The 13,983-nt window shown below is 73.2% G+C and carries 1 protein-coding gene; it reads right to left on the bottom strand.

Annotation, left to right across the window (positions count from 1 at the left end; translation table 11 throughout):
- Positions 1–54: 54 nt before the first annotated feature.
- A complete protein-coding gene (locus AB0I83_RS05205) occupies positions 55–13,983 on the bottom strand; it encodes a type I polyketide synthase (RefSeq protein WP_363303666.1) in 13,929 nt (4,642 codons plus the stop codon).

Below are 13,983 nucleotides of genomic sequence, written 5' to 3'. Positions count from 1 at the left end.
TTACGGACCGTCTCCTGTTGGCGTCGCCACGGAGTCGGCAGCTTCGGCTTCCGGTCAGGAAGACTTACCGAACTCCCGGTGGATGAATTCGAACAGCTCGTCGTCGGTCGCTGTCTCCAGCTTTCGGGTCACGGGAACCTCGTCCTTAGCGGACTGCCTGTCCCCCAGACTCGACACTAGGCTCCGGAGCCGAGCCTGTACGGCGTCGAGATCGTGGTCTGGGGAAAGAGCTGAAATTCCGGCTTCGAGCTTGTCCAGTTCCTGAAGGACTGCCTGGTCCGGCGTGAGTTGACCGGGCTGGTCACCCCCGAGTCCGGCGCAGAGCAGACCGGTGAGGTCCAGTGGCGTCGGGTGGTCGAAGACCAGCGTGGCGGGCAGGCTCAGGCCTGTCGCGGCGGTGAGCCGGTTGCGTAGCTCGACCGAGGTGAGGGAGTCGAAGCCGAGGTCCTTGAAGGCCCGGCCGACTTCGACGGATTCGGTGCCGTCGTGGCCGAGTACGGCGGCCACGGCGGACCGCACCAGGTCGAGCACGGCCGCGTCGCGTTCCGCGGCGGGCATGGCCCGGAAGCGTTCGCCGGGCGCGGCGCCGTCCGTGCCCGTCTCCTCGGGGCCGTCCTCCGTCCGGGGCCTGCGAGCGGCAGGGATCTCGGCGAGGAGCGGACGGGGCCGGGCGGCGGTGAACGCGGTCGCGAAGCGCGCCCAGTCGACGTCGGCGACGGTCAGTACGGTCTCGTCGTGCTCCAGGGCCCGGCCGAGCGCGGCGAGGGCCCGCTCGGGCGGCATGGCGAGGACACCGCGTCGGCGGAGCTGCTCCTCGGCGGCCGGGTCGGCGGCCATCCCGCTGCCCGACCACGCGCCCCAGGCGACCGAGGTGGCGGTACGGCCCCGGGCCCTGCGGTCCTGGGCGAGGGCGTCGAGGTAGGCGTTGGCCGCGGCGTACGCGGCCTGGCCGCCGCTGCCCCAGACCCCGGCGTTGGAGGAGAACAGCACGAACGCCTCCAGTTCGTCCTCGTCGAGGATCTCGTCGAGGAGTTCGTCGAGGTGGGCCGCGCCCAGGGCCTTGGCCGCCAGGACGGCGGCGCATTCGGCGAGGCTCATCCCGGTGAGCGGGGTGGCCTGTACGACGCCGGCGGCGTGCACGACGGTGCGCAGGCGTTCGCCGTCCGCGCGCAGTCCGTGCAGCAGGGCAGCGACGGCGGCACGGTCGGACACGTCGCAGGCCGTGATGGTCACGCGGGCCCCGAGTGCGGTGAGTTCGGCGCGCAGTTCCTCGGCTCCCGGGGCTTCTGCCCCACGTCGGCCGGTGAGCACCAGGTGCTCGGTTCCCGCCTCCGCCAGCCAGCGCGCGATGTGGGCGCCCAGCCCGCCGGTTCCGCCGGTGACGAGTGCGGTGTCCCGGAACCGGAGGTCGCGGGCGGGGGCCTTGTCGCCGAGCGGCGCCGGAACCAGGCGCCGGACCAGGACGCCGTTGCGCCGGACCGCGATCTGGTCCTCGTCGCCGTCGTCGGCGAGTACCTGCCGCAGGCGTTCCGCCGTACGGTCGTCGAGCTCGGCCGGGAGGTCGACGAGGCCGCCCCACCGGTCGGGGTGTTCGAGTCCGAGCACCCGGCCGAGGCCCCAGACCTGCCGTCCCACCGGGCTGTCGATCCGGTCGCCGGGAGCGGCCGTCTCGGCCGCGCGGGTGGCCAGCCACAGCGGTACCGGGGCGCCGGTGTCGGCCATGGCCTGGGCGAGGAGAAGGGTTGCCGCGACGCCGCCGGGGAGTGCGGGGTGCAGCGGGTGCGGTCGTTCGTCGGTTCCCAGAAGCGAGAGGACCCCGCTGACGGCACCGGCCCGCGACAGGTGCTCCCCCAGCTGTCCCGCGAGCGTGTCGCGGGTGACCGTGGCGGTGTCGACGGGTACCGGCACGAGCTCCACGCCCGCGACGTCCAGGGCCCGTTCGACGGCGGCGCACCAGTCACGCCGCGTGGCGTCGGACGCCGTCCCGCCCGTTCGGGGGGTGAGGAGCAGCCAGGTGCCGGACAGCCGCGCGGGCCGAGCCGGGTTCAGGGGGCGCCATTCGACGCGGTAGCGCCAGGCGTCCTGCGCGGCTTCCTCGTGCCGGGTGCGGCGCCAGGCGGAGAGCGCGGGCAGCACCTCGGCGAGGGCCGAGGTGCCGACCCCGAGGGTGGCCGCGAGGTCCTGTGTGTCCTCCTGCTCGACGGCCGTCCAGAACGAGCTGTCGACGGGATCGGTCGTGACCGTGCCGGTGCCGGGAGCGGCGGCGCGGGGCCAGTAGGCGCGGCGCTGGAACGCGTACGTCGGCAGGTCGGCGGGCGAGGGCCCGGCTTCGGCGAGGACGGCCGTCCAGTCGACGTCGACTCCGGAGACGTACGCCTCGGTGAGGGACGTCGTGAAGCGGCGCGGACCGCCGTCGTCGCGCCGCAGGGAGCCGCCGACGAAGATCCGGCCCGAGGTCACCCCGAGGTCGTCCAGGGTCTCGCGCACGGGGACGGTCAGGACCGGGTGCGGGCTCATCTCGATGAACGTGCGGTGGCCCTCGCCGGCGAGGGTGCGGACCACCGGGTCGAGGGAGACCTGCCGCCGGAGGTTGTGGAACCAGTAGTCGGCGTCGAGCTCACCGTCCTCGGCCCATGTGCGGGTGACGGTGGACAGCATCGGAATGGCGGGCCGCCGGGGCCGGGTGGGGGCGAGGGCGGTGCTGAGTTCGTCGCGGATGCGGTCGACGTGGGCGCTGTGCGAGGCGTAGTCGACGGGGACGCGCCTGGCCCGGATCCCGCGGTCCTCGCAGGTGGCCATCAGGTCGTCGAGTGCGTCCGCGTCTCCGGAGACGACCACCGAGGCGGGCCCGTTGACGGCGGCCAGGGAGAGCCGCCCGTCGTGCTCCGCGACCAGTTCGGCCGCCGCGTCGGGGGCGAGCATGACGGACACCATGCCGCCGCTTCCGGCGAGCGCGGTCAGGGCGCGGCTTCGCAGGGCGACGATGCGGGCGGCGTCACGGAGGGAGAGGGCACCCGCCACACACGCGGCGGCGATCTCGCCCTGGGAGTGCCCGATCACGGCGTGCGGTCGGACTCCGCAGGCCTGCCACAGCTCGGCGAGTGCCACCATCACCGCGAACAGTGCGGGTTGGACGACGTCCACCCGGTCGTGGCCGGGGGCCCCGGGCGCGCCGCGCAGTACGTCGACGAGTGTCCAGTCCGTGAACTCGGCCAGTGCTTCACCGCATTCGTCGATCTTCGCGGCGAAGACCGGTGACACGTCCATCAGTTCGGTGGCCATGCCGACCCACTGGGCGCCCTGGCCCGGGAAGACGAAGACGGTCCTGCCGGGCGAACCCGCGGTGGCGGTGACCACGCCCGCCGCTTCCCTGCCGTCGGCGATGGCGGCCAGCCCTGCGGCCAGTTCGCCGGTGGTGGCGCCTGTGACGGCGGCGCGGTGGTCGAGGGCCGCCCGTCCGGTGGTGAGGGTCCAGGCGATGTCGGCGGGGTTCGGTGCGGAGTGCCCGCTGACCGCGGTCAGCAGGCGTGCCGCCTGCCCGGCGAGTGCCTGGGGCGACTTGCCGGAGAGCGGCCAGGACACGGTGTGCGGGACGAGGCCGGGGGCCGGCGCGGCGACCGGCTGCGGCGCCGGGGCCTGTGGGGCGGGCGCCTCCTCGATGATCGCGTGGGCGTTGGTGCCGCTGACCCCGAAGGCAGACACGGCGGCACGGCGCGGGCGTCCGTCGCCCGGCCACGGCCGTTCCTCGGTGAGCAGCCGGACGCCGCCCGTGGTCCAGTCAACGTGCGAGGTCGGGGCGGACACGTGCAGGGTCCTCGGCAGAGTGCTGTGCCGCAGCGCCAGGACCGTCTTGAGTACGCCGGCGAGACCGGCGGCGGCCTGGGTGTGGCCGATGTTGGACTTCACCGAGCCGAGCCACAGCGGCCGGTCCTCGGGCCGGTCCTGGCCATACGTGGCGAGGAGCGCCTGCGCCTCGATCGGGTCGCCGAGCGTGGTGCCGGTGCCGTGCGCCTCGACGACGTCGACGTCCCGCGCGGACAGCCCCGCACTGGCCAGCGCCTGCCGGATGACCCGCTGCTGGGCGGGCCCGCTGGGGGCGGTGAGTCCGTTGGACGCACCGTCCTGGTTGACCGCCGAGCCCCGGACCACCGCGAGCACGGGGTGCCCGTTGCGACGGGCGTCGGAGAGCCGCTCCACCATGACGACGGCGGCGCCCTCACCCCAGCCGGTGCCGTCGGCGTCGTCCGAGAACGCCTTGCAGCGGCCGTCGGCGGACAGGGCGCGCTGCCTGCTGAACTCGATGAACGCGCCCGGGGTGCTCATCACGGACGCACCGCCCACGAGCGCGGCCTCGCACTCGCCGGCCCGCAGCGCCTGGCAGGCCAGGTGCAGCGCCACCAGGGAGGCGGAGCATGCGGTGTCCACGGTCATGGCGGGCCCTTCGAGCCCGAACGTGTAGGAGATGCGGCCGGAGAACACACTGGCCGAGCTGCCGGTGGCGATGTAACCCGCCACGTTCTCGCCGGAGTTGTGCAGGGCCGCGGGATAGTCCTGGCCGTTGGTTCCGGCGAACACGCCGATCCGCCGGCCGCGCACCGCCTTCGGGTCGATACCGGCGCGTTCGAGCGCCTCCCAGGAGCACTCCAGCAGCAGCCGCTGCTGCGGGTCCATGGCGAGCGCCTCGCGCGGGTTGATGCCGAAGAGGTCGTTGTCGAACTGCCCCACACCGTGCAGGAAGCCGCCCTCGCGTGCGTACGAGGTGCCCTCGTGGTCGGGGTCGGGGTGGTGGAGCGCGGTGGTGTCCCATCCCCGGTCCTCGGGGAACGGTCCTATCGCGTCGTCGCCGTCGGTGAGCAGGCGCCACAGGTCCTCGGGGGTCTGCAGGCCGCCGGGGAAGCGGCAGCTCATGCTGACCAGGGCTATCGGCTCGTCGTCGGCGAGCGGACCGGCGGGCACCGGCAGGAGTGTGTCGTCGGTCCGCTCGCCGGACAGCTCGTCGAGCAGGTGCCGGGCGAGCGCGTCGGCCGTCGGATGGTCGAAGGCGAGGGTGGCCGGAAGGGCCAGGCCGGTGAGCGTTCCCAGCCGGGCACGCAGGTCGAGGGCGAGCAGCGAGTCGAAGCCGAGCGCGGAGAACGGGGTCTCCGGCTCGACCGGTTCGACGGACGTGTGCCCGAGCACCTCGGCGGCCTGGGCGCGCACCGCGTCCAGCAGCACCGCATGGCGTGCGTCCGCGCGCAGGGCGAGTACTTCGAGCCGCAGCGCGGCGGCACCGCCCGGGACACCGGCGGTGGCAGGATCGGCCGGTGCCGCGAGTTCCGTGAGCAGCGGGCTCGGGCGGGCGGCGGTCAGCCGGCTCCAGTCGACGTCCGAGATCACCGTGCAGGACGCGTCGCCGGTGAGGGCGGCTTCGAGTGCCCGGAGCGCGGCACCGGCCTCCATCGGGATCAGTCCGGTTTCCCGCATCCGCTCGGCCAGGTGGCCGTCGGCGGCCATACCGCCGCCGTCCCAGGGTCCCCAGGCCACCGACAGGGCGGGCAGCCCGGCCCGGTGCCGGGTCTCGGCGAGGGCGTCCAGGTAGGCGTTGGCCGCCGCGTATCCGGCCTGGCCGACGGCGCCCAGGGTGCCGGACAGCGAGGAGAACAGCACGAACGCGGACAGCTTCCGCCCGCGCAGGAGCTCGTCGAGGTGTGCGGCGGCCGTGGCCTTCGCCGCCCATACGCCGTCGAGCTGCTGCCGGGTCATGGTGTGCAGCAGCCCGTCGTCGACCACCCCGGCGGCGTGTACGACGGCGTCGATGTGGACGCCGTCGGCGTCGAGTCCCTCGATGAGCCCGGCGAGCGCGCCGCGGTCCGAGGCGTCGCACGCCGCGACCGTGACCCGGGCGCCGATGCCGGTGAGTTCGTCGTGCAGAGCGGCAGCGCCGGGCGCTTCGAGGCCTCGCCGGCCGATGAGCACGAGATGCCGGGTGCCCCCTGCGGCCAGCCAACGGCAGACGTGGGCCCCCAGGGCCCCGGTCCCGCCGGTGACCAGGACGGTACCGCCGAGCGGCCGTTCGCCGTCGGCGGGGACGGCGGGAGTCTCACCGGAAGGGGCTTCGGCCGCCCGGGCCGCGCTGGACGGGGCAGCGCTGGACGGGACCGCGCCGCGTTCCAGCCGGCGGGCGGAGAGTCCCGCGGGACGGATCGCGATCTCGGCCTCACCCGTGGTGCCGGCGAGCAGGCCGATCAGCCGGTCGATGTCCCGTGCCGCCGTCTCGGCCGGCAGGTCGACCAGACCGGCCCAGCGGTCCGGGTGCTCCATCGCGGCGACTCGCCCGAGGCCCCAGACAGCGGCCTGTTCGGGGGACGGCGCCGCGTCACCGGCGCCGGTCGAGACGGCACCCCGGGTGACGCACCACAGAGGTGCGGCCACGGAGGCGTCGCCCAGCCCCCGCACCACATCCGCGACCCACGCGGACGTGGCGGCCCCGGGACCGGCGGAGTGGGTGGGCAGGCAGATCACGCCACGCACATCGGCGTGGCCACGCAGCGTCTCGGCGAGTTCCGCGCGCTCCGTCGCCGGGACGACGACGGCGTCCGTACTCACGTCACGGGACCGGAGCGCGTCGGTGAGGGCGGTGACGACTGCGTCGTCGGCATCGGGCGCCAGCACCAGCCAGCGGCCGGACGGCCGGCCATGGCCGTCGGCGATCCGCCGCCATCCCACCCGGTACCTCCAGGGCTCCCCGGTCGTGTCCGCTCCGGCGCCGAGCCAGTAGCGGCGCCGCTGGAAGGCGTACGTCGGTAGCTCGACGGCCCGCGCGCCGGTGGGAGCGAAGAACGCAGCCCAGTCGGCCTCGGCCCCCGCAGTCCACAGGCTCGCCAGAGCGGCGACGGCGGTGACGGGCTCGGGCCGGTCCCGGCGCAACAGGGATACGGAAAGGGCCTGTTCGCAGGTCTCGCCGATGGCGCCGATGAGGCTTGAGTCGGGGCCGAGCTCGACGAACCGGGTCACGCCCAGGTCTTTGAGCCGGGTGACGGCGTCGGCGAAGCACACCGTGCCCCGCACCTGGTCCACCCAGTACGCGGCGGTGAACTCCTGGACCGGCTCACCGGTCAGCGTCGAGACGATCGGGACCTGCGGACGGTCATGGACGACCCCGGCAGCAGCCTTGTCGAACTCGTCCAACATCGGGTCCATCGAAGCCGAATGGAACGCGTGACTGACCTCCAGCCAACGCCCCCGGCGGTCGGACAGGGCGGACGCCACCTGCTCGACAGCCTCACGCGCACCGGACAGGACCACCTGGCCCGGCGCGTTCACCGCCGCCACCGACACACCGTCCACCAGGTGGGGAGTGACCTCCTCGAGGGTCGCGCGTACCGCCCACATCGCACCACCTGAAGGCAACGCCCCCATCAGCCCAGCCCGCGAGGCGACGAGCCGGCAGGCGTCGTCCAGCGACAGCACACCAGCAACATGCGCCGCCGCCAGCTCACCCACCGAATGCCCGACCAGATAATCCGGCCGCACACCCCACGACTCCACCAACCGGAACAACGCCACCTCGACCGCGAAAATCGCAGGCTGCGCCCAACCCGTGTTCCTCAACGCCTCCGCATCACCGGACATCACCTCACGCAGAGGCCGGGACAGCAGGCCGTCGAACCGCGCACACACCTCATCGAGCGCCTCGGCGAACACAGGGAAGGCATCCGCCAACTCCACGCCCATACCGACCCGCTGACCACCCTGACCCGAGAACACGAACCCGGTCAGACCCTCGCCGGCAAGACCGGACACCACACCCGGCACCGACTCACCGGCCGCCAGCGCCCCCAGCCCCGCACCCAACTCCGCCGCATCCGCCCCCAGCACCACGGACCGGTGCTCCAGACCCGACCGCGCCGTACCCAACGACAGAGCCACGTCCAGGGCGTCGAGCCCCTCCACACCGGACAGCAACCGCGCCGCCTGCGCGGCCAGTCCCTCGCGGGACCGCGCCGACACCGGCCACGGCACCACCGGCAGCACGACCTCCCGCGCAGCAACCGGCTCCCCGACCTCCTCCGGAGCCTCCTCCACGATCACGTGCGCGTTCGTACCGCTGATACCGAACGCGGACACACCGGCCCGCCTCGGCTGCTCACCCCTCGGCCACTCCCGCGCCTCGGACAACAGCTCCACCGCACCCGCCGACCAGTCCACATGCGACGACGGCGTATCCGCGTGAAGCGTCCTCGGCAGAACCTCGTGCCGCAGCGCCAGCACCATCTTGACCACGCCGGCGACACCGGCGGCGGCCTGCGTGTGCCCGATGTTCGACTTCACCGAGCCGAGGAGCAACGGCCGTTCCCCGGGCCGGTCCTGCCCGTACGTCGCCAGCAGGGCCTGCGCCTCGATCGGGTCGCCCAGCCTGGTACCCGTACCGTGCGCCTCCACCACGTCCACGTCGGACGGGGCCAGACCGGCGTTCGCCAGCGCCTGCCGGATCACCCGCTGCTGGGCCGGCCCGCTCGGGGCGCTGAGGCCGTTGGAGGCACCGTCCTGGTTGGTCGCGGTACCCCGGATAACGGCGAGCACCTCGTGCCCGTTGCGCCGGGCGTCCGACAGACGCTCCAGCACCAGAACCCCGACACCCTCACCCCAGCCCGTACCGTCCGCATCATCCGAGAACGGCTTGCAGCGGCCGTCGGCGGCCAGCCCGCCCTGGCGGCTGAACTCGGTGAAGCTGTCCGGGGTGATCAGCACCGCCACACCGCCGGCGAGTGCCATCGTGGACTCGCCGGTGCGCAGTGACTGTGCGGCCCAGTGCAGGGCCACCAGCGAGGACGAGCACGCGGTGTCGAGCGTGACCGCGGGGCCCTCCAGGCCGAGGGTGTAGGCGACGCGGCCGGACACGACACTCGTCGCGTTGCCGACGAGAAGGTGTCCCCTGACCTCCTCCGGCACGGTCGTCAGACCACTGCCGTATCCCATGCTGTTGCAGCCGATGAACACACCGGTGCGGGTGCCGTGCACCGACGACGGGGCGATGCCGGCGTTCTCGAAGGCCTCCCAGGCGGCTTCGAGCAGCAGCCGCTGCTGCGGGTCCGTCGCAAGCGCCTCACGTGGGCTCATGCCGAAGAACTGGGCGTCGAAGTCGATGGCGTCGTAGACGAATCCGCCTTCGCCGACCCCGCCGACGACGGACGGCCAGCCCCGGTCGGACGGCAGCGGCGACAGCGCGTCCGTCCCGTCGGCGAGGAGCCTCCAGAAGTCCTCCGGGGAGCGCACGTCGCCGGGGTAGCGGCAGCTCATGCCGACGATGGCGATCGGCTCGTCGTCCGCCGGGGCGTCCTGCGCCACGGTGTCCTGCCCTTGGTCGTCACCGAGCAGGAGGGCCCGCAGGTGGGCGGCGAGCAGGCGGGGCCGGGCGTGGTCGAAGACCAGAGTGGCGGGCAGCCTCAGTCCGGTCGCGGCGGTGAGCCGGTTGCGGAGTTCGAGGGCGGTGAGCGAGTCGAAGCCGAGTTCACGGAAGGCGCGGCCCTGCTCGATGGCGTCTTCGCCGTCGTGGCCGAGGACGGCGGCGGCGTGGGCGCGTACGAGGTCCAGGAGTTCCCGCTGCTGCTCGGCCGGTGTCCGGCCGGTCAGGCGACGGAGCAGGTCGGAGCCCGGCCGGCCGGACTCGGCCGCCGGGTCACCCGTGGGGCCGGCCTCCAGTGCCTGCCTGGCCTCGGGCAGTTCGGCGAGCAGGGGCCTGGGACGTGCGGCGGCGAACACCGGCGCGAAGCGCTCCCAGTCCATGTCGGCGATCACGGCGACCGTGTCGTCCGCCTCGACGGCGCCCCGGAGTGCGACCAGGGCCGAGGCCGGGCTCATCGCCCGGATACCCCGGTCCCCGAGGTGACGTGCCATGCCCGCGTCGGCGGCCATGCCGGCGCCTCCCCAGGCGCCCCAGGCGATGGAGGTGGCGACGAGACCACGGGACCGGCGTACCAGGGCCAGCGCGTCGAGGTAGGCGTTGGCCGCCGCGTACGCGGACTGACCGCCGCTGCCCCACACGCCGGCGCTGGAGGAGAAGAGCACGAACGCGTCGAGCGGCCGGTCGCCGAGCAGGTCGTCCAAGTGTGCGGCGCCCCGCGTCTTGGCGTTCAGGACGGCCGCGACGTCGTCCAGGTCGTGATCGGCCAGCGGGGCGAACTCGCCGACCCCTGCGGCGTGAATCACCCCGGTGAGCGGGTGTTCCCCCGGAACCATGTCGAGTACGGCGGCGAGGGCTGCCCGGTCCGCGACGTCGCAGGCGGCAACGGTCACGCCGACGCCCTGCGCCGTGAGTTCGGCCCGCAGGTCCTCCACCCCGGGCGCGTCGGCGCCGCGCCGCCCCGTGAGGAGCAGGTGGTCGACGCCCTCGGCGGACAGCCAGCGGGCGAGTTCCGCTCCGATGCCGCCGGTACCACCGGTGATCAGCACCGTGCCGCTCGGCCGCCAGGGGCGCACGCGTGTGCCGACGGGCCGGGCGTGGACGAGGCGGCGTACGAAGGAGCCGGATGCGCGGAGGGCGATCTGGTCCTCGCCCCCGTCGGCCAGCACGGCGGCGAGACGCTCGGCACCGCGCGCGTCGAGGAGTTCGGGCAGGTCGATCAGACCGCCCCAGCGGTCGGGGTGTTCAAGCCCTACCACCCGGCCGAGACCCCAGACGGCCGCCTGTTCCACGCTGTGCAGCGGGTCCGAGGGGCCGATACCGACAGCGCCCCGGGTGGCGATCCACAGCGGCGCGGTCACATCCGCGTCGCCGAGCGCCTGCACCAGGGAGACAGTGGACGCCAACCCGGCCGACACCGCGGGTTGTCCGGGGTGCGGACACTCGTCGAGGGCCGCGAGGGAGAGCACCCCGTCGACGGCCGCGATCCCCCGCAGCAGGCCGGCGAGTGCTTCCCGTCCGCCCGACAGCTCCAGTGTGTGCACCTGCGCACCGTGGTCGGCCAGTGCCGCGGTGACGGCGGCGGTCCGCTTCGGGTCCGCCCCGTCCTCCGGCAGGACCAGCAGCCAGGTGCCGGTAAGGGCCGGCCGCGCGTCAGTGCCGCCGCGCGGGCGCCACTTCACTTCGTAGCGCCAGGAATCGGCAGTGTCCTGCTCGCGCTGCCGGCGGCGCCAGTCCGCGAGTACGGGCAGCAGCGGATCGAGGACGGCAGTCTCCGTGCCCAACGTGTCGGCGAGCGAACCCACGTCGGCCCGTTCGACGGCCGCCCAGAACTCGTCGGCGGCGGGGCCGTCGCTGTCGGCCGTCGTGAGCTTCTCGGCGCTGGGCTCGGGCCAGTACCCCTTGTGCTGGAAGGCGTAGGTCGGCAGGTCGACAGTGCGGGGGTGGGCACCCTCGAAGGGGACCGTCCAGTCGACCTCGACACCGCGCACCCACAACTCGGCCACGCTGGAGAGGAACCGGTCCAGACCGCCGTCGTCACGACGCAACGACCCGGTGACCACACCGTCCTCGACAACCTCCAGAACCTCCTGCACCGCAGTGGTCAGCACCGGGTGCGAGGACACCTCGACGAACGTGCCGAAACCCTCCGCAACCAGCCTCTCCACAGCCTCCGCGAACCGGACCCGCGAACGCAGATTCGTGAACCAGTACGCGGCGTCCATCCCCGAACCGTCGACGAACTCACCCGAGACGGTGGACAACAACGGCACCGAACCAGCACGCGGAGCAACATCACGCAACGCAGTGGCGATGTCCTCCTCAAGCACGTCCACCGCCGCCGAATGCGACGCGTAGTCCACGGGAATCATCCGCATCCGCACATCACGCTCCGCGCAGGTACGGGCGAGGTCCTCCAGCGCGTCGCGGTCACCGGACAGCACCACCGAGGCGGGACCGTTCACGGCGGCGACGGACAGCCGCTCACCGTAAGGCGCCACCAACTCCTCGACCCGCCCGACCGGCGCAGCCACCGACGCCATACCACCCGAACCGGCCAACGCCGTGATCGCCCGACTCCGCAGACACACCACCCGCGCCGCGTCCTCAAGTGACAACGCACCCGCCACACACGCGGCAGCGATCTCACCCTGCGAATGCCCCACCACAGCCGCAGGCTCCACACCGTACGAACGCCACAACGCCGCCAACGACACCATCACCGCGAACGACGCCGGCTGCACCACATCCACCCGATCGAACGACGGCGCACCCACATCACCACGCAAAACCGCCATCAACGACCAGTCCACGAAGCGCGACAAGGCGGTCTCACACTCAGCCAGCCTGTCGGCGAACACCGACGACACCGCCGCCAACTCCACCCCCATCCCGGCCCACTGAGCACCCTGACCCGGGAAGACGAACACCGTCCGCCCCACCGGACCTGCCACCCCTGACACCACACCAACCGCAGGCTCCCCCGAGGCCAACGCACCCAACCCGGCGGCGAACCCGCCCACGACCACGGCACGGTGCTCGAACCGCGCACGCGTACCCACCAACGACCAACCCACATCAACCGGATCAGCCACCCCGGCCAAACCCGCCAACGCAGCAGCCTGACCCCGCAACGCAGCGTTCCCCCGTGCGGAGAGCACCCACGGCACCACCGACGGAACCCCGGACTCCACACGCACGACCGGCTCCTCAGCCGGCGCCTCCTCCAGAATCACGTGCGCGTTCGTACCACTCATCCCGAACGCCGACACCCCAGCCCGACGTGGACGCTCCCCCACCGGCCACTCACGCGCCTCGGAAAGCAGCTCCACCGCACCAGCCGACCAGTCCACATGCGACGACGGCGTACCCAGATGCAACGACCTCGGCATGAGGCCGTGCCGCATCGCCAGCACCATCTTCATGATGCCCGCGACGCCGGCCGCGCCCTGGGTGTGGCCCAGGTTCGACTTGATCGAGCCGAGCCACAGCGGACGGTCCTCGGAGCGGTCCTGGCCGTACGTCGCCAGCAGGGCCCGTGCCTCGATCGGGTCGCCGAGTGTCGTGCCGGTGCCGTGCGCCTCGACCGCGTCGACGTCGGCGGTGGAGAGCCCCGCGTTAGCCAGGGCCTGCCGGATCACCCGCTGCTGGGCGAGTCCGCTGGGTGCGGTCAGGCCGTTCGAGGCGCCGTCCTGGTTGACGGCGGTGCCACGGATCACGGCGAGCACACGGTGGCCGTTGCGTCGCGCGTCCGACAGGCGCTCGACGAGGACCATGCCGACGCCCTCGCTCCAGGCTGTGCCGTCCGCGTCGTCGGAGAACGGCTTGCAGCGGCCGTCCGGAGCGAGTCCGCGCTGACGGCTGAACTCCCGGAAGGTGGAGGGGCTGGCCATCAGCTGGGCGCCGCCGGCGAGGGCCAGCGAGCACTCCCCGGAACGCAGCGACTGCACGGCGAGGTGCAGGGAGACCAGTGAGGACGAGCAGGCGGTGTCCACGGTCACGGCCGGGCCCTCGAGCCCGAGGACGTAGGCGATACGGCCGGAGGCGACGCTGGTGGCGCAGCCCGTCGCGAGGTAGCCCTCGGTGTCGATGCCGCACTGGTCGACGTAGGGGCCGTAGTCCTGTCCGGTGGCTCCGGCGAAGACGCCGGTCGCGGTGGCGCGCAGGGAGTCCGGGGAGATCCGGGCGTTCTCGAAGGTCTCCCAGGCGACTTCGAGGAGCAGCCGCTGCTGCGGGTCCATCGCGAGCGCCTCGCGCGGGGAGATGCCGAAGAAGCCCGCGTCGAAACGGTCGGCGTCGTGCAGGAAGCCGCCCTGGCTGACGTATGTCGTGCCGCGCCGGTCGGGGTCCGGGTCGACGAGGGTGTCGAGTTCCCAGCCGGGCCGGTCGGGGAAGCCCGTGATCGCGTCCTCTCCGCCGGCGAGCAGTTCCCACAGCCGCTCCGGGCTGTCGACGCCGCCGGGCAGGCGGCAGCCCATACCCACGATCGCGATCGGTTCGCGTACGGCCTGCTCCAGGCGCCGACTGTGCTGCTTGAGCCGCTCGTTGTCCCGCATCGCTGCGCGCAGGGCATCGACGATCTTGTCCGAAGGTGCGGTCAT

Source organism: Streptomyces sp. NPDC049970, from assembly GCF_040660235.1.
In the GTDB taxonomy this organism is placed as follows: Bacteria; Actinomycetota; Actinomycetes; order Streptomycetales; family Streptomycetaceae; genus Streptomyces.
This window is presented reverse-complemented; position numbering and strand designations above follow the sequence as displayed.

What these genes read in the sequence shown, in the direction of transcription:
- AB0I83_RS05205 (WP_363303666.1), bottom strand. Translation starts at nt 13,983, where the DNA reads ATGACCGCACCTTCGGACAAGATCGTCGATGCCCTGCGCGCAGCGATG.